This is a genomic window from Billgrantia saliphila (genome assembly GCF_002930105.1).
Taxonomy (GTDB): Bacteria; Pseudomonadota; Gammaproteobacteria; order Pseudomonadales; family Halomonadaceae; genus Halomonas; species Halomonas saliphila.
The window spans coordinates 56491-73371 of record NZ_PJRN01000014.1; the positions used below are offsets into that span (position 1 = coordinate 56491).

At 58.4% G+C, this 16881-nt stretch carries 13 protein-coding genes and 3 pseudogenes; 9 read left to right on the forward strand and 7 right to left on the reverse strand.

The genetic code is table 11. From position 1 onward, the window contains the following. Window positions 1-65: 65 nt before the first annotated feature. From CYJ07_RS15365 to CYJ07_RS15375, 3 genes are all read right to left on the reverse strand, one after another. The gene (locus CYJ07_RS15365; RefSeq protein ID WP_104204591.1) at window positions 66-1607 is read right to left on the reverse strand and encodes an NTP transferase domain-containing protein; all 1542 of its coding nucleotides are present in this window, start codon (window positions 1605-1607) and stop codon (window positions 66-68) included. Window positions 1608-1638: 31 nt separating this feature from the next. Then, the gene (locus tag CYJ07_RS15370; protein ID WP_197038388.1) at window positions 1639-3807 is read right to left on the reverse strand and encodes a xanthine dehydrogenase family protein molybdopterin-binding subunit; all 2169 of its coding nucleotides are present in this window, start codon (window positions 3805-3807) and stop codon (window positions 1639-1641) included. A 74-nt stretch (window positions 3808-3881) separates the two neighbouring features. Further along, window positions 3882-4331: a (2Fe-2S)-binding protein gene (locus CYJ07_RS15375; RefSeq protein WP_104204593.1), complete on the reverse strand. Its 450-nt coding sequence runs from the start codon at window positions 4329-4331 to the stop codon at window positions 3882-3884. Window positions 4332-4570: 239 nt separating this feature from the next. Between CYJ07_RS15375 and CYJ07_RS15380 the strand changes: the two are divergent. Further along, window positions 4571-5353: pseudogene (locus CYJ07_RS15380) on the forward strand (AraC family transcriptional regulator); the annotation flags it as partial. Between the two features lie 31 nt (window positions 5354-5384). Here the strand turns inward: CYJ07_RS15380 and CYJ07_RS20645 are convergent. Then, window positions 5385-5594: pseudogene (locus CYJ07_RS20645) on the reverse strand (hypothetical protein); the annotation flags it as partial. Between the two features lie 333 nt (window positions 5595-5927). Between CYJ07_RS20645 and CYJ07_RS15385 the strand changes: the two are divergent. From CYJ07_RS15385 to CYJ07_RS15415, 8 genes and pseudogenes are all read left to right on the forward strand, one after another. Continuing rightward, window positions 5928-7109 (forward strand): epoxide hydrolase family protein, encoded by a 1182-nt coding sequence (locus CYJ07_RS15385; RefSeq protein ID WP_104204594.1) that lies wholly within the window; start codon window positions 5928-5930, stop codon window positions 7107-7109. A 159-nt stretch (window positions 7110-7268) separates the two neighbouring features. After that, window positions 7269-7634 carry a hypothetical protein gene (locus CYJ07_RS15390; protein WP_104204595.1) on the forward strand — a complete coding sequence of 122 codons (366 nt, stop codon included), beginning with the start codon at window positions 7269-7271 and terminating at the stop codon, window positions 7632-7634. Next, complete coding sequence (locus CYJ07_RS15395) at window positions 7635-7811, forward strand: DUF1289 domain-containing protein (protein ID WP_104204596.1); 177 nt, start codon at window positions 7635-7637, stop codon at window positions 7809-7811. A 253-nt stretch (window positions 7812-8064) separates the two neighbouring features. After that, window positions 8065-9306: an NAD(P)/FAD-dependent oxidoreductase gene (locus CYJ07_RS15400; protein ID WP_104204597.1), complete on the forward strand. Its 1242-nt coding sequence runs from the start codon at window positions 8065-8067 to the stop codon at window positions 9304-9306. 365 nt (window positions 9307-9671) lie between these two features. Beyond that, the gene (locus CYJ07_RS15405; protein WP_197038389.1) at window positions 9672-10160 is read left to right on the forward strand and encodes a PAAR domain-containing protein; all 489 of its coding nucleotides are present in this window, start codon (window positions 9672-9674) and stop codon (window positions 10158-10160) included. Then, complete coding sequence (locus CYJ07_RS20355) at window positions 10157-10690, forward strand: hypothetical protein (protein ID WP_156085515.1); 534 nt, start codon at window positions 10157-10159, stop codon at window positions 10688-10690. Before CYJ07_RS15405 ends, CYJ07_RS20355 begins: the two co-directional genes overlap by 4 nt. Then, on the forward strand, window positions 10687-11253 hold the full coding sequence (locus CYJ07_RS15410) for a putative periplasmic lipoprotein (RefSeq protein ID WP_104204599.1): 567 nt from the start codon (window positions 10687-10689) through the stop codon (window positions 11251-11253). The genes CYJ07_RS20355 and CYJ07_RS15410 overlap by 4 nt, the downstream gene beginning before the upstream one ends. Before the next feature lie 25 nt (window positions 11254-11278). Continuing rightward, window positions 11279-11625 (forward strand): annotated as a pseudogene (locus tag CYJ07_RS15415) (NAD(P)/FAD-dependent oxidoreductase); the annotation flags it as partial. A 221-nt stretch (window positions 11626-11846) separates the two neighbouring features. On the opposite strand, the gene CYJ07_RS15420 reads toward CYJ07_RS15415, so the two are convergent. The 3 genes from CYJ07_RS15420 to guaA all read right to left on the reverse strand — a co-directional run bounded on the left by CYJ07_RS15420 (window position 11847) and on the right by guaA (window position 16853). Next, a complete protein-coding gene (locus tag CYJ07_RS15420) occupies window positions 11847-12545 on the reverse strand; it encodes a DUF2290 domain-containing protein (RefSeq protein WP_104204600.1) in 699 nt (232 codons plus the stop codon). Continuing rightward, entirely contained in the window at window positions 12538-14775 is a 2238-nt protein-coding gene (locus tag CYJ07_RS20360) for a DEAD/DEAH box helicase (RefSeq protein ID WP_156085516.1), read from the reverse strand. Before CYJ07_RS20360 ends, CYJ07_RS15420 begins: the two co-directional genes overlap by 8 nt. A 503-nt stretch (window positions 14776-15278) precedes the next feature. Beyond that, window positions 15279-16853, reverse strand: a complete 1575-nt coding sequence (guaA, locus tag CYJ07_RS15425; protein ID WP_104204601.1) for a glutamine-hydrolyzing GMP synthase — start codon at window positions 16851-16853, stop codon at window positions 15279-15281. Window positions 16854-16881: the final 28 nt, after the last annotated feature.

A 16881-nucleotide genomic window follows, 5' to 3' on the forward strand; every position in this document is an offset into this window, starting at 1 on the left:
GCTCTCAAGGCAAATTCCCGTAACGCGCAGCATTAAACCATTCGCATGTTCCAGCCACGGTCCATTCAAGTGGTTTCGGCAAAGCCAGCCTGTGCCTTCATCAGATCCTCCCGTGTATCGATATCGAGCGCCCAATCGGCGGGAATCGGCACGGTTGCAGTGCGATCCAAGGAGTGAAATACCTGGCCTGCGCCGGCATCGCCTGCCAGGCCGTTCAACCTGTCGAAGACGGAACTATCGAAGATGGCAGGCGGCAGATGCACCGCTCCCGCTGACGACAAGACCGCGGAGCGCTCCGGCGTCAGGGCGCTGCGAAGATCGAAGAGATGCGCATCCGGGACATTCGGCATATCGGCGAGCAGGACCAGGGCCGCCTCGACGCTCCGGCTCTGACCTGCCTGACGAATGCCAGCAACCAGTGAAGTCGACAAGCCCTGCGCCGCCTCCGCATTGACCACGACGGTCCAGCCTGCGGCGCGCAGCTCCACCGCTCGCGCGGGCTGGTCGGGGCCGACGACCGCGATACGGGCGGCAAGGTCATGCCCCTGGAGTGCTGCTGCGGCACGCTGGATGACGCGCTGCCCCCGGAACCGCGCCAGGAGCTTGTCGCCCTCTTCGAAGCGACGGGACTGCCCCGCGGCCAACAGCACAAGCGCCGTCGAAGCGAAGGGAAAGCGCACCTTGCGCTGATAAACTTCGATGATCTCCGCGAGGATGGAAACGGCAAGCGCCGACGCCTCGCGCATGGATGGGATCAAACCGACGGGGCCGTGGATGCGCCCGATCTGGCCCTCGGCGATGCCAGCCGCACGAAGCCTCTCGCAACGCCGGGCATGGGTCGTCTTGCTGCCAATCGCGCCGACATAAAAGGCCGGGCCTGCAAGGGCCTGGGCAAGCAGCGCTTCCTCCCAATCGGCATCGTGGAAGGCGAGGAGAAAGGCCGTCCAGGGATCGTCGTTCAGAGTCGGCAGCGTCGATGGGAGCGTCAGCTTGGTGATTCGCTCGATTCCCAGGCGCCGGGCGCCCTGGGTTTCGGCGCCATCGCGGAGCTGCAGCTCGGTGGGGATACCACTCGCCATCGCAATCCGGGCAAGCGCCAAACTGTCGGCTCCGCGCCCGGCGATGCGCAGGCGGAGCTTGGGCGTGTAGTGGAAGGACAACGCACCTGGCACTGCCGGGTGCCCCAGCCGGAGGTCGCCGGATTCCGCAAGACTGAGCGTCACCGGCTTGCGCGAGGCGAGCCGATCGTGGCACGCACGCAGGACGTCGATCTCTGCATCGGGTAGGACACAAACCTCTATCGCACCACCGCAGGGTAACGGCATATCGATGAAAGGCGAGCCATGGCCGTATCTCAGGCGCTCGATCCGACCCGAGCGAAGCGCTTCCCGGGTATGCCTCGCCACATCCGCGTCGATGCATCCGCCTGAGAGGTAGCCGCAACTTTCACCCGCCGCGGACACGGCCATCAGCGCGCCCGGCAGGCGCACCGCGCCGCCTTCCGTCGCCGTCACGACGGCGAGCGCGACCTCCCCCGCTCGGCGCCAGGCAAGCCATTGTCCAAGCACGTCCTGAGCATGTTCCAGATACACATGTTTAAGATACATAGCGGGCCCCGATAGTCTGTCTTCGCCTGTGCTACACCCGGACGTGATCGGTCAACGGCAGGTGGCGGATCCGCTGCTGCGTGGCGGCGAACAGCGCGTTGGCCAGCGCCGGCGCGAGCGGGGGAATGCCCGGCTCACCGACACCGCCCAGCGGAGAGCCGATCTCGACGATGCTCACCGCCACCGACGGCGCCTCCCCGATGCGCAGCAGCGGATAGTCGTGGAAGTTGGACTGTTCAGCGCGGCCGTCGCGTATCGTCACTTTCTGCCTCAGTGCCATGCCGAGCGCATCGATGACGGCGCCCTGAATCTGCGTCTCCACCTGGCCCGGGTTGATCGCCCGCCCGCAGTCGATGGCCGCATGAACCCGCCGCACATCGATACCCTCGTCGTCGACGCGAGCCTCGACGACCTGGGCGACGTAGGAGCCGTAGCTTTCGACCACCGCCAGGCCGCGCGCGATTCCCTCGGGGGCCGGCTCGCTCCATCTCGACATCTCTGCGACCCGGTCGAGAACGGCGAGCATCCTCTCCTGCCCTTCGCTGTGGCTTCGGCGAAACTCCAGCGGATCGCGACCCGCTGCCGCCGCGCATTCGTCCATGAAGCTCTCGAAGAAGAAGCCGTTGAAAGAGTGGGCAATCGAACGCCAGGGGCAGAGCGGGATCGGCAGATCGACCACGGCATGCTCCACGACGAAGTTCGGGATGACATAGCGCATGTCCGACAGCCCGCCGAGAGAGAAGGGATCGAAGTTCGCGAGGTTGCCCGTCGCCTGCGCCCGCTGCTCCGGATCGATACCGTATTCGCGGCCCATCTGCGGCCCGGCGATTCGGATACGCATGCCGGTGATATTGCCGGCATCGTCCAGGGCCGCCCGGAAGCGGCACCTCATCGTCTGGCGGTACTGGCCCTGCCGAACGTCGTCCTCGCGGGCCCAGAGTAGCTTGACCGGCCGGCCGCCGACGGCGCGGCTGGCGAGCACGGCCTGGAGAGCAATCTCGCCATGGGTCTTGCGGCCGAAACCTCCCCCCAGATAGGTGGTGTTGATGAAGCACTGCTCGGCCGGCAGCTGCAACGCGTTCTCGAGCGTCATGCGAACGACATCCTGGCCCTGGGTACCGATCCACAGCTCCGTCCGCTCATCGGTGGATTCGGCGGTGCAGTTGATCGGCTCCATGCTCATGTGTGTGAGAAGCGGTACCGAGTACTCGGCCTCGACGACCTGGCCATCGGTCGACAGCGTCGCCTCCGCATCGCCGCGCAAGGTGGAGACGGGAACGTCGGGCCGGTCCAGCGCCTCGCGCAGCATTGTATCGATCGCCTCGGTGGAGAGTTCGTCGGCATCAGTGGCGGTGAAGGTAATGTCGAGCGCATCGGCGGCCCGCTTGGCCTGCCACCAGGAGTCGGCGACGACCACCGCGCCGCGCGGCACGCGAACCACCGCGACCACGCCAGGCATCCCGGTAACACTGTCCTCGGCGATCGACTCGACCTCGGCGGAAAAGACCGGGGCGAGTCGGACGGCGCCATACAGCATGCTTTCTCGCTCGACGTCCACTGCGTACACGGCCTTTCCCGTCACCTTATCAGGCGTATCGAGGCGCGGCACACGTCGTCCGCTCAGCGTTCGCTCGCCATCGGGTCGCAGGGTCGGCTCCTCCGGCACCGGCAACGCCATGGCGTCTTCCACCAGCTCGCCGAAGGGTATCCGCCGGCCGCTGTCGGAATGAACGATGAAGCCGTTCTCGGCATGCAAGGCCGCGGGCGCTACTCCGAGGCGCTCGGCCGCCGCCTGTGTCAGCATCTCCCGCGCCTGGGCGGCCGCGAGGCGCAACGGGTCGTGCCAGAAGCGGATACCGAACGAGCCCACGGAGCGCATCTGGCCGATGAACGGAATCCGGTAGTCGGGTGTCGGCTGGTTCGGCATGCCCGCCACGATGCTCGACCAGTCGGCACCCAGCTCATCGGCAAGAATCTGGGCCTGCCCCGTGTGGGTCCCCTGGCCCATTTCGCTGGTGGGCAGCAGGAAGGTCACCTGGCCGCTCGTGTCGATGCGGATAAAGGCTTGCGAGAGACCCGCCGCCTCGCTCTGCCGTGCCCATGCCGCTGGCAGCCGAAGGGGAACGACAAGGGCAACACCGGCCGCGACAGCGCCGGCCAGAAAGGAGCGACGGGTAAGGGAGACATCTTGCAATTTCATCGTTCTACCTGCGCCTTGAGTAAGCATGGAGGGGTAAGCGAGCTGGAGAGGGATCGACTGGGTAGCGGATCGCGTCAGGCCTCGGCGGCGCGGTGAATGGCCGCCCGTATGCGCACATAGGTGCCGCAGCGGCACAGATTGCCGGCCATCGCCGTATCGATCTCCGCATCGGAGGGACTCGGATTTCGCGCCAGCAGTGCGGCTGCGCTCATGATCTGCCCCGACTGGCAGTAGCCGCACTGCGGTACGTCCAGTTCCACCCAGGCCTGCTGGACGGGATGCGAGCCATCCTCGGACAGCCCCTCTATGGTCGTGACGGACCGGCCTTCGGCGGCGGATAGGGGGAAAACGCAGGCTCGCACCGGCTCGTCATCGACATGCAGCGTGCACGCACCGCACTGCGCGACGCCGCAACCGTACTTGGTGCCGGTAAGCTTCAGTTGCTCCCGGATCACCCAGAGCAGCGGCGTATCCGGCTCGGCGGTGACTTCCACCTCGCGCCCGTTGAGCGTGAATGCAGTCATGAGTGCTTCTCCTCGGCTTGGCCTTTGGTTCGTGGCGGGATACGCGTTGGCATTCACTGTTAACCATTCGGCCGGGCGAGGGCTTGCCAATGCCTGCGTAAAACTTGCCTGATCCTGTCGAGTCGGTGCTATCTCATCGCCGCCATGCTACGTTCGAACCGAAATGCGGGAGGGAAGTTATGGATTCGCTCAAACAGGCTGTCCGGGCTTATACCAGCCGCCACGCCAACCGCCGCGGAATGGCGCTTACCCCGGTGCCAGGGCTACGCATGATGTGCCTCGAGGCGCCGTCCGGCGAACTGCATTCGGTTTACAAGCCGCTGATATGCCTGGTACTTCAGGGTGCGAAACGCTTGATCGTGGGAAAGGAGGAGCGGCTCTTCTCCGCCGGCCAGTCCGTCCTGGTGAGTGCCGACATGCCGGTTATCGGGCGGGTCGTGCAAGCGAGCCAGAGCGAGCCCTATCTGGCGATCGCAGTCGAACTCGAAATGTCGATATTGCGCGAACTCACCGCTCACCTCGGCAGCCCGCACCCCCGGCCTTCCTCCGAAATGCCTACATTATTCGCCATAGACACCGAAGCTGCGCTGCTTGATTGTGCATCGCGTCTGATGCGCCTGCTGGACCGCCCCGAAGCGGCGCCGCTCCTGAGCCCGGGAATCATGCGGGAGCTGCACTACTGGCTACTGTCGGGACCTCACAGCAGCGTCCTTCAGACGCTGGCTGACCCGGACAGCCACGCCGGCCGTCTCGCCGCCGCCATTGCGATCCTCAGGGCCGAGTATAGGTCGCGCGTGCCCGTGGAACGACTGGCGGCGAAAGCCGGCATGAGTCCCAGCTCGTTCCACAAGCACTTCAAGCACATGACCTCACTGACACCGGGGCAGTACCAGAAGCGGCTGCGTCTGGTCGAAGCACGCAGGCTGATGCTCGACGAAGGCTCCTCGGCGACCAATGCCGCCTTCGAGGTGGGCTACGAGAGCGTCTCGCAGTTCAACCGCGAATACCGTCGCCTATTCCAGGCGCCACCGAAACGCGACGTTCTGAATGCCATCAGAACTGGCAAGCAAAGAGAGGGTGAAATCTCTCAGCTGCCCTCTCCCCGTCTGCATGACCCTGGCACCATCCCGCCAGCTCTGGATTACCAAGGGCGAACCGCAGTGCCTGATGTCTGGGCAGCCCCTTGTAGCGAACCTTCCGGTGGCCGAAGAGGTCCTTGATGACATGCAGCGTGTGCTCCACCTTGGCGCGGATGCTGGCTTGGCCTTCTCGATCGACATGGCAGCATGTTCACGGGCCTGCCTCTGCATATCTCTGCCTAGAGGGAGCTGTCTCGACAGGCGCTGTGACCCGTGATATCCAGTGTGCTTGCTACAGCAGCGGGATGACGTCATGGCCTTTCATAACCCGGATCCGAAAATGCGTGATATCGAGCAGCGCAATGCCCGGTTGCGCGCCGGATTCCTTGCCCAGCTGTTTGCCGATGTCTGGCGTGGATTTCGCAAGGCCTTGTCACGTCCCCGATTCCGGCGCCGTCGGCGTCAACCTTGAGGCTGGCATAGTCACCGCGACAGCTCACTCCGGCAGGGGCATCTCATGAACCATCCAACCAGCGACGTGCAGGCATTTGAAGCCCACGCAAGTGAGGCTGAGCTCGACGACCTGCGCGCGCGACTGGCCGCGGCACGGCTACCGGAGGTCGAGACGGTCTATCGCGCCGCGCCCGACCCTCGCCGTTGGGAACAAGGCGTTCCTCTCGCCGACCTCGTCGATGTCGTGAACTACTGGCGCACCGAGTACGACTGGCGGTCGTTCGAGGCGCGCCTTAACCGTATCGGCCAGTTCCGCACGACGATCGATGATCTCGGCATCCACTTCCTGCACCGCCGATCCGCACGCGCCGATGCCACGCCTCTGATCCTGACGCACGGCTGGCCAGGCAGCATTGCCGAGTTCATCGATGTCGTCGACGAACTGGCAGATCCGAAAGCTGCGGACGCGCCGGCGTTCCACGTCGTGGTCCCCTCGCTGCCGGGCTTTGGCTACAGCGACAAGCCGACTACCACCGGGTGGGGAGCCGGAAAGATCGCGGCCGCCTGGGTGGAGCTGATGGGAAGGCTCGGCTACAGCAAGTTCGCAGCCCACGGGGGCGACTGGGGAGGGGTAATCACCACTGTCCTCGGCGGCAGGTTCCGGGCGCATGTACTCGGCATCCACACGACGTTGGCGCAGGCACCGCCCGGGTTGACCATGGATGGGCTTACGGCGGCCGAGCGCAAATGGGCCGAGGACACGCGCGATTTCTGGCTCTACCGCGCAGCTTACGCGAAGCAGCAGGCGACCCGACCGCAGACCATCGGCTACTCGCTTGTCGACTCACCCGTCGGGCTTCTTGCCTGGATCCTCGACAAGTTCGCCGAGTGGACAGATACCGAAGATAGCCCGTTCGAGACGATTTCCAGAGATCGCATTCTTGACGACGTCACCCTGTACTGGCTGACGCAGACCGGCGCATCGTCGGCCCGCATTTACTACGAAAGCCACGGCGGAGTTAACTCGGTCGACCCCGAACTTCGGGTCGATGTCCCGTCAGCAATCACTATCTATCCCCGCGACATCGAGAAGTGTCCGCGCCCCTGGGCAGAGCAGAGGTACCGACAGATCGTGCGCTGGAGAACGGCCGAACGCGGGGGGCATTTTCCGTCACTTGAGGCTCCCGAGTCTTTCGTCAAGGACCTGCAAGAAGGCCTCGCGACTGTGCTGGCCGCTAATCGGTGAGCGCGGCTGGCAGCTGGAAGATTAATGACGACCTAGCCATGGGTGTTTAAGCCAGTCACGACCATGGCCTGATAGCCTAATGGCGCATGGCTGACGTCGGAACCGACCAGGCCTTCGCGGGATTGCTTCCCGTGGCAGGCTAAAGGTTTTGGAGAGTGAATGATTGCCAAGCGAGAACGCGGCAAGATGGAGCGACGATTGACCGCTTCATTGACTCATGCCTGTGAGCAGGCCAAGCCCCTGCTGCCCGGCTTTTGCTGGCTGACGCACCGTGTCGATTACCAGCGCTTTCCCGAGAGCCTGGTGGTTACCTGGGTGTTCGACACCCACCCCAACCTGGCGAATGCGCTCAAGGGCGATGCCCGACGCTGCATCGCTGACCTGACCGCCGAGGCATTGGCCGAGGCCGGCCTCGATGTCGGCGACGCCTCGCGGCATCTCGATTTCGACAGCGAAGAAGCGTGCCAGCGGGAGCACGGCGGCGACTGGCGACGTCGGCTACGCACCAAACCAACGAGGCATTGAATGGCGAAGAGTATCGAAAGCCCGTGTGTCTCGGTTTGCCAACTGAAAGGGGATCTGTGTATCGGCTGCGGCCGCACGGTGGAAGAGATACGCCACTGGAAAGCCATGAAGCGACCGGAGAAGATAAAAACGGTGAAGCGTGCCGATGAGCGCTTGAAGAAAATATCGCGTGATTGATCACAGCGACGACCTCGGCAAGCTGGTGCGCCAACTACGCAGGCACGGATAATCCCCAGGAGACTGACGCAGCAATCATTCTATCCACCCCTCAATTTTCGAATAATAATTCTAATTTTTGACTTCATTGCAGATTTATAATCTTAGTTATCAATGAATTACCGATTTTCTGGGAAGCACTGCTAAACTCCTCCCATGACAGGCTCTGCCCCGCGGCGGCGCTTTCTGTATCTATATCGGCAGGGAGACCTTCATGGCCCGCAATATCATCGTTCTTGGTGCCGGCATGGTCGGCGTATCCGTGGCCTGGCATCTGGTGCGTCGCGGTCATGACGTCACGCTGGTGGACCGCCGCGAGCCGGGGCTTGAGACCTCCTTCGGCAATGCCGGCATCATCCAGCGCGAGGCGGTGCGCCCCTACGCCTTCCCCCGTGATATCGGCACCCTGCTGCGGGTGCTGCCCAACCGCAAGGTGGATATCCGCTACCGCCCCACCGGCATGATGAACGCAGCGGGCCCGCTGTTGAACTACTGGCTGAACTCGAGCGGTAAGCGCTACGAGCGCATCGTAGGCGAGTGGGCGTCGCTGATCATGCGCTGCCAGGATGCCCACGCGCCGATGATCGAAGCCGCCAGCGCCGAGGCGCTGGTGGGCAAGGGCGGCTGGCTGGAGCTTTACCGCACCCGCAAGGAGTTCGAGGAACGCCAGGAAACGGCCCGGGAGAACCACGAGCGCTTCGGGGTTACGTATGAGGTGCTTGACGCCGAGGCGCTCTACGCCAAGGAGCCGCATCTGGGCAAGGGGCTGATCGGGGCGATCCACTGGACGCAGCCCTGGATGGTCTCGGACCCGGGCGGCCTGGTGCAGGCCTACGCCCGCAGCTTCGCCGAACAGGGCGGCCGTGTGATGCAGGCCAGCGTCGAGGACGTGCTCCAGGGTGAGGGCGGCTGGCGTGTCAAGACCAGCGAGGGCGCCCTGGAGGCGGATGAAGTGGTGGTGGCCCTAGGACCCTGGGCCGGAGAACTGCTGGCGAGGCTGGGCATGAAAGTGCCGCTTTTCGTGAAGCGCGGCTACCACATGCACTACTCCGCCGAAGAGGGAGCCCAGCTCAACCACTGGGTAATGGATGCCGAGAAGGGCTTCCTGCTCGAACCGATGCGCGCCGGAATTCGCCTGACCACCGGCGCCGAACTTGCCGACCTGGAGTCGCCGCCCCAGTACAACCAGTTGGCCGCCGCCGAGAGGGTGGCACGCAAGCTGTTCCCGCTGGGCAAGCGTCGCGACAGCCAGCCCTGGAAAGGCGCCCGCCCCTGCCTGCCCGACATGAAGCCGGTGATCGGCCCCGCCCCCGGCAAGTCGGGGCTGTGGCTCGCCTTCGGCCACGGCCATCAGGGCTTTACCCTGGGCCCGGCCACCGGCGAGCTACTCGCCCAGATGATGGATGGCGAAGAACCCGCGGTGGATATGGCCCCGTTCCGCGTCGATCGCTTCTGAATGTGAAGTCACTACGAGAGCGGGCGCCCTTGAGGCGCCCGCTTTTTGTAAACTCTCGCACCGGAATTGGCGCAGGAATACGCACCACTCCCCTGCCCACCATGGCTACTACCATTCGCCGCAGCGAAGAACTCGGTACTAAGCCACCCCGGTATGGGCACATAGTTCTTGGTAGGTCGCTTAGTACTTGCCGCAAGCTACCTAAGCGATGACCGGAGTTGAATTGTTGGCACATTAGCTCTGTAAGATATTTCTCCGACTGCCGTAAGCGATCTCTCAAACTCTCACCCAGCGGTAGCCAAGGCGCCACAGCTAGCGATAATCAATACCGGCACAATGGCATGGGGACACAAGGAAGGAACGCAATGGATCTTGCGAAGATTGGCGATAAAGTAGTCTGTTCCTGCAAGGGTGGACCACATCGGATCGTTTCCGGGGCAAGCACAGCCACGGTGGATGGCATTCCCATCGCCAGAGTCGGTGACAAGAGTTCGTGTGGCGCCAGCATTACCTCCGGCGTGGCGTGGTATCCAATCGAGGGCTCAGCCGCAGCCATTAATGGCAGCGCCACTTCCTGTGGCGGTCAGGTAGTGACGGGCTGCAGCACTGAAGTCGGCTCGCCTAGTACGCCTGCGGCCAGCATGCTCAGCGAGCTACCCAAACGCTACAATGAGCGGTTCCGCCTTGTCGATGCCGCCGGCGACCCCGTGTCAGATATGGAGTACCTGATCGTTCGGGAGAATGGAGAGCGGATCAGCGGTGTCAGCGACGCCCAAGGCTTAACGCATTTGGTCCCCGACCATGATAAACCCGAGAAGCTCAAAGTCTATATCAAGGGGGTTCGCACGGCATGAGTGAAGTACCTTCTACCTCAAGTACAAGTAGCTATACGTTACTCGGCGAATTTCTTACTACCTTGACTACCGATATTGAGCCAAAAAACATCGAAGTGCCCACACTGGAGTATCGCGAGCTCTCCGTTCCATTCCTCGAAACCAAACGCGACTACATGTTTGCCGAGGGCGTAGGCATTCATGCCACTTACAATCTACGAGGCCATGTCACGCTGCGTGACAACACATTAAGCGTTAGCGCCATGGGCAGAACTGCTGCCAGCCACCTCGGCTCTGTCGATTGGTTCGTATCTGCCACACTTCGCCATGGCCCCCTAACTATTGCCAACCAGAATCTCGAGCGAGGGGGCATTTCCGCTTGGCCTGATGACGACTTCACCCCCATCGGCCATGCTACCTTCACGCTGCCTATGCCGCCCCGCCGCCTGACACTTCAACTTACCGGTGGCTACTACTTTTCCAGCGGCCCAGGTAACTTGGCCTCCCGCACGACAAGCATCACTTTCGAGATCGAGGCCGAACCGCGATGAAGAAAATCCTACTTGTTGCGATGATCGCTATGCTGCTCACCGCCTGTTCATCGGCCAAAGGTGAGCCTCCGGCGCACTACCTAGAGCGCGCCAATGCAGCACTCATCGAAGCACGTGGCGATGCTAACCAGCTCGAGGATGTGCTCACGATCTACGATGAGGGGCTCGAACAGCACCCAAACGACACCGACCTTCTCACTAGCCGCGCACAGCTAAACGCCAGCCTTGGCCACTACGCAGCGGCCAAGGCTGACCTGGATGTTCTGAAAGAAGGAGAGTTACACAAGGAAGGGAGGCTGATGCGCTGCATGCTGCAAGAACGTTTGGAGGGAGCCACGACGGAAACCCTAGCCTGCTATGCAGAAGTGGAGAGTGACTATGCCAGCGAAATCAGCGCCCTCCCGGATGCTAACCACGTCCTGGCGGCTCGCCTGGCCGAATCGCCCGAGGCTGTCCCCCTGCTAGAGGAGTGGCAGGCGAGCGACGATCCGATGAAGAACTCAATGGTGGAAGAGATACTGGAGATGGAGCGGGAAGAACTGATTCAGATGCTATTACCTTAATGGCTTATCAGCGCCAAGAAAGCACGCCGAGAAGGGGTTCCTGCTCGAGCCGATGCGCGCCGGGATTCGCCTGACCACCGGTGCCGAGCTTGCCGACCTGGACTCGCCGCCCCAGTACAAGCAGCTGGCCGCCGCCGAGAAGGTGGCACGCAAGCTGTTCGCAGCCAGCCCTGGAAAGGCGCCCGCCCCTGCCTGCCCGACATGAAGCCGGTGATCGGCCCTGCCCCCGACAAGGCGGGGCTGTGGCTCGCCTTCGGCCACGGCCACCAGGGCTTTACCCTGGGCCCGGCCACCGGCGAACTGCTCGCCCAGATGATGGATGGCGAAGAGCCCGCGGTGGATATGGCCCCGTTCCGTGTCGATCGCTTCTGAGTCCGAAATCACTTCGAATGCAGGCACCCTTGAGGCGCCCGCTTTATTCAGATTGTCTTACTTGCTGGACGCAACTCAGGATACCTATGACTACCCTGCCCACTAGCCACCATCATTCGGCACAACGAATAACTTGGCATATGTCAGGTAAATACTATCACTGTACAGGCATGAAGTGTGACGTATAGTATTTACGCCGCCCAACAAGAATATATACTTTCTCATCTTCCCAAACGAACTTCATCCCCAACATCTAAGTATATATCTTCATGCTCATCAACACATGTTTTTCTGTTATAGGAATGCCTCACAGCATCTCTAAAACCTGACCTCGCCGATAGCGATACATACCAGTCAGAATACAAAGAACGCAAGATCATTGTAAAGAAGCCGAAAGGCAAACATATTGATTTAGCGGATAAACGAAATTCATTCAAAGCGCCGAACTGCAGATGCAGCTTAGAGTGGCTTACAACTTCGTGATCATAATCCACCCGTAGGTGTGAATTTTTTCCAGGATAGAACCCAGAACCAGAATCGATATCTTCAAGCATAGAAAAATAGACTTCTGAAAGGGCCTCTGATGCAGTATCTATGTAAGTCTCTATCTCATCCTGTTTCTCTTCAATCAACATAGGGGCCGGATAAAATGCCAATCTCGCTTTCTTCAAATCGCCCCCATCATAAAAGCTGTAATAAAACTGAAAGAAACTACCATCTGTCAACAAAAAGCTAAATTGTTGGGCGTCTATCAAGAGCTGGTACTCCCGAGGATAACAAACCCTTTTAGCAATTCCAGCAGAGTAATAATACCAACTTATCTCTCTATCCTTTTTGTAGACGCGGCTATCAGCAAGGATGTCCCCATAGAGCTTACCTATACTGTTCAAACTTTGCTCAACCGCACCAATACTACTCATCTTCAAAACCCCTCTTTATTTTTTCTAGCAATTCCGGGTCATCTTTAATTAGCTTGATTAAAAAATCCGGGTCGCTTCTAAGGTTCTCATAGCTTGAGGAAATTTCATCCAATTCAAAGTCACTTTTCTCAAGCACTTTCCTAACGAAGCTAACTTTAGAATTGCTCGGCCTAGAAAAAGAAAAACAGGGGAAATTTCTCTTCACGCTTTCAAACTCGTTATACAGCTCTCCCATACCATCACCATGGCCTGATATAAAGCACATTCCCCTAGTACGGGTTAGGGATGCGAAGAAAGCATTCCTTGCTCTAAATGTTTTATCATTTGAAACCATCTGTGAATTCATTACAAAAACAAAATTAGCCTCATTCCCTTTAGCTCTAAAAGGGGTTGATATTGTCACACAACCCTTAACGCCAAATATATCTGTACTCTCAACATATCCAGGCGTCACGCTTGCCACACCGATATCAGAAAGATCTTTGCGTATCCTCAAAGCCTCAGACTTTGAAAAAGCTCTGTTATTAATATTTATAATAACAATCTCTTCAGGTTTAACACCCTCATCTTCTGTTATGCGTTTAACCTTCTCTACAACCCACGCAACCTCCTCTGAGAAAGTATCAAATCTTTCGTATAAAATTAAGTCAAACGGCTCAAGACCCTGTTCTAGGAATGATCTTTCCATGGAGTTTTTACTATTTACCTCAGGCCTTTCTAGTACAATTTCATCCCCCTCCTGAAACAATTCTTTTTGTGGCTCTTTAACCCTATAACCGATTGCTTCCCATTCACTTGCTGTGTCAAATAACTGCATATAACCGTTCCGGCTATAAAGACCTAATGCGATACCATGCGCCATCATGAGAACAGGGCGCGGAGTTCTATAGCAGTTCGGCAATATGAAATCCTTTGGAATCCCACCCAAATATTCACCACTTAGCAAGTCGTCATCAATAAATGGCTTACCATATTCATCAACTCCAAACAGCTCAGAAGGTTCTTTGATTTTCATGTCCCCTAAGGACTGAAACTCATCATATGCCCACACAATTCTCTTAGGCTTTTTAGTGATTTTATAAATAACTTGGAAAAGCTCTGGCGGAAGATCCTGAGCCTCATCGATCAACACCATATCAAAAATAGGCTCTAATTTAACCCCACCTTTCTCTATCAAGTCCCGATAAATGAACTGTAGGGGATGGGTCGCCCCCCTGACTTCACTATAGGTTAAACTGCGGATCGAATACTTTTTACACAAAAATGAATATAAACCTTCTTTCCCCTTGCCGCCCCACGCATGTAAAATTTTTAACTTATCCTCGAAATCAGGATAAGACTTTGCCTCGTATGCATAGTATTTCTTGATAAGCCCGGTGACTTGTCCGTACAGACTCTGCGTGTTGAACACATACAATATATTGTAATTTTTTTTCCTCTTATGTGTAATTGCAGCCTTTAAAGACAACACAATTGTTTTTCCTGTTCCAGCTAATCCTCGAATTCTTTGTGGCCCCTCAGGAACTTGCATAGAGACTTGGCGCTGAGCATCATCCTGCTTGAATATTTTCTGAAGCGACTTTCTAACCATACCTCCAAGAGTTTTCTCTTCTGTAAAATCAACGGAGAAAGTATCTTCAAAAACAGACGTACCTTCAATCAAACTGATAGTCTTATCTAATTCACTTTGACTTATTTCAGCTTCCTCAAAAGCAATTGTTGTTAAATGGGCATCCAAATCTGGACGCGTCAAATAATTAGACACCCCCTCACTTTCAACTATTCCAGCAAGCTCATTACGAGGTAAATTATTTCTAGGCAGCACAATATAAGAGGATATGGGGATCTTTACTCTCCTAGACTTTCTATCGTATAACTCAAGGCTGTTTTTAAGCCTAGCCTCAACATCATCGACAAAAATATCCATTAGAAAACTTCTAGAAAACAACCTTTCACCACTTGCACACATCCAAACAACTTTTCCTTCTTCCTCAGAAAAAGAAACAATCTCCTCATCAACAACATCCACTAAAATAATTCCATATTGCTTTGCCATTATTATAAATGTTGGTGACTGTTCTTCACTTTCCCGACTAAGGGTAGTTAACTTGTACGCCAAGTAACCTTCACAGTTATGAAATTTCTCAACGAGCAAATCCATAACTTCTTTTGCAGCTTGATTGTTATCAATCTCCAGACTGCCCGGAAGAACCTTTAATGCCTGATCCATCTTTTACCTCACCCAAGTAATAAAAAACTAATCAGAATTTAACTTTCTTGAAATTATAAAAGCGACGTCGGCTCGTATGGCAACTACTAGCCTTCCTTCGATTATTGCACGTAGTTAGCGCTTCGCATTGCAGAACATACGGTTACTCGTATAATACTTAACCGATTATTGCTTGACCTTTAGAAAAAACTCCTCATGCGCGGTAAAAAACATTGGCATTAAGAGTACACTGTGAAAAAATCAGACAATACTTTTAACTCGATTCAATTCGCTATATCTATAGTTCCATCATCAGAAACGCTACCGCCCGGGGATAACATCCTTTCCCTGCGACAGCCCTGTCTGCGTTGTACTACCTGTCTCTTCTATCGGCGGTCGTCTCGGCGACCTTAACCTGAGTAAACAAAACCCTGTAACGAATTGCAAAGAAAAAGGGCTTACCATTTGGTAAGCCCTTGATCCCGATCAGCTTAGCCGCGCCAGGCGTTCTGCCTAGGCGCGCTTCACTCCCACTCGATCGTCGCGGGCGGCTTGCTGCTGACGTCATATGTCACGCGCGATACGCCGCGGATCTCGTTGATGATGCGGTTGGAGACTTTCTCCAGCAGCTCATACGGCAGGTGCGCCCAACGTGCGGTCATGAAGTCGATGGTTTCCACGGCGCGCAGGGCGATGACCCATTCGTAGCGGCGGCCGTCGCCGACCACACCAACGGACTTGACCGGCAGGAACACGGCGAAGGCCTGGCTGGTCTTGTGGTACCAGTCGGCGTTGTGCAGCTCCTCGATGAAGATGGCGTCGGCTTCGCGCAGGATGTCGGCGTACTCCTTCTTCACTTCGCCGAGGATGCGTACACCCAGGCCCGGCCCCGGGAAGGGGTGACGGTAGACCATGTCGTAGGGCAGGCCGAGTTCCAGGCCGAGTTTGCGCACTTCGTCCTTGAACAGTTCGCGCAGCGGTTCGACCAACTGCAGCTTCATGGTCTCGGGCAAGCCGCCGACGTTGTGGTGCGACTTGATCACATGGGCCTTGCCGGTCTTGCTGGCGGCGGATTCGATCACGTCGGGGTAGATGGTGCCCTGGGCAAGGAAGTCGACGCCTTCGATCTTGCTGGCCTCTTCGTCGAACACGTCGATGAAGGTATTGCCGATGATCTTGCGCTTGGCTTCCGGGTCGTTCTCGCCTTCCAGTTTGGAGAGGAACAGTTCCTCGGCGTCCACGCGGATTACCTTCACGCCCATGTGGCGGGCGAAGGTTTCCATTACCTGGTCGCCTTCGTTCTTGCGCAGCAGGCCGTTGTCGACGAACACGCAGGTGAGCTGGTCGCCGATGGCCTTGTGCAGCAGCGCCGCTACCACCGAGGAGTCCACGCCGCCGGAGAGGCCGAGCAGCACGTGGCGGTCGCCGACCTGGTCGCGCACGCGGGCGACCTGGTCTTCGATGATGCGCGCCGGGGTCCACAGCTTCTCGGCGCCACAGATGCCCACCACGAAGTGCTCGAGGATGCGCTGGCCTTGCAGGGTGTGGGTCACCTCGGGGTGGAATTGCACGCCGTAGAAGCGCTTCTCCGGCCAGGTCATGGCGGCAATGGGGCAGCTAGGGGTGGAGGCGGTCACGGTGAAGGGCTCGGGGGCGCGGGCGACCTTGTCGCCGTGGCTCATCCACACGTCGAGCAGCGCCTTGCCGTCGTGGTCCACGTGGTCCTTGATGTCGCGGAACAGGTCGTCGCCGCTCTCGATCTTGACCTGGGCGTAGCCGAACTCGTGCTTGTTGGAGCCCTCCACGGCGCCGCCGAGCTGTTCGGCCATGGTCTGCATGCCGTAGCAGATGCCCAGTACCGGCAGGCCCAGTTCGAACACGCACTTCGGCGCGCGGGGCGAGCCTTCGGCCACGGTGGATTCCGGCCCGCCGGAGAGGATGATGCCGTTGGGCCGATACTCGCGGATCTCCTCCTCGGTGATGTCGAAGGCGCTCACTTCGGAGTACACGCCGATCTCACGCACGCGGCGGGCGATGAGCTGGGTGTACTGGGAGCCGAAGTCGAGGATAAGGATCTTGTGGGCGTGAATGTCGGTCATCTGGGCGTCTCTACTGGCAACGTATGGC

Excerpts from the sequence above, each read along its gene's own strand:
- CYJ07_RS15365 (WP_104204591.1), bottom strand. The coding sequence starts at position 1,607 with ATGTATCTTAAACATGTGTATCTGGAACATGCTCAGGACGTGCTTGGA.
- CYJ07_RS15370 (WP_197038388.1), bottom strand. The coding sequence starts at position 3,807 with ATGAAATTGCAAGATGTCTCCCTTACCCGTCGCTCCTTTCTGGCCGGC.
- CYJ07_RS15375 (WP_104204593.1), bottom strand. The coding sequence starts at position 4,331 with ATGACTGCATTCACGCTCAACGGGCGCGAGGTGGAAGTCACCGCCGAG.
- CYJ07_RS15385 (WP_104204594.1), top strand. The coding sequence starts at position 5,928 with ATGAACCATCCAACCAGCGACGTGCAGGCATTTGAAGCCCACGCAAGT.
- CYJ07_RS15390 (WP_104204595.1), top strand. The coding sequence starts at position 7,269 with ATGATTGCCAAGCGAGAACGCGGCAAGATGGAGCGACGATTGACCGCT.
- CYJ07_RS15395 (WP_104204596.1), top strand. The coding sequence starts at position 7,635 with ATGGCGAAGAGTATCGAAAGCCCGTGTGTCTCGGTTTGCCAACTGAAA.
- CYJ07_RS15400 (WP_104204597.1), top strand. The coding sequence starts at position 8,065 with ATGGCCCGCAATATCATCGTTCTTGGTGCCGGCATGGTCGGCGTATCC.
- CYJ07_RS15405 (WP_197038389.1), top strand. The coding sequence starts at position 9,672 with ATGGATCTTGCGAAGATTGGCGATAAAGTAGTCTGTTCCTGCAAGGGT.
- CYJ07_RS20355 (WP_156085515.1), top strand. The coding sequence starts at position 10,157 with ATGAGTGAAGTACCTTCTACCTCAAGTACAAGTAGCTATACGTTACTC.
- CYJ07_RS15410 (WP_104204599.1), top strand. The coding sequence starts at position 10,687 with ATGAAGAAAATCCTACTTGTTGCGATGATCGCTATGCTGCTCACCGCC.
- CYJ07_RS15420 (WP_104204600.1), bottom strand. The coding sequence starts at position 12,545 with ATGAGTAGTATTGGTGCGGTTGAGCAAAGTTTGAACAGTATAGGTAAG.
- CYJ07_RS20360 (WP_156085516.1), bottom strand. The coding sequence starts at position 14,775 with ATGGATCAGGCATTAAAGGTTCTTCCGGGCAGTCTGGAGATTGATAAC.
- guaA (WP_104204601.1), bottom strand. The coding sequence starts at position 16,853 with ATGACCGACATTCACGCCCACAAGATCCTTATCCTCGACTTCGGCTCC.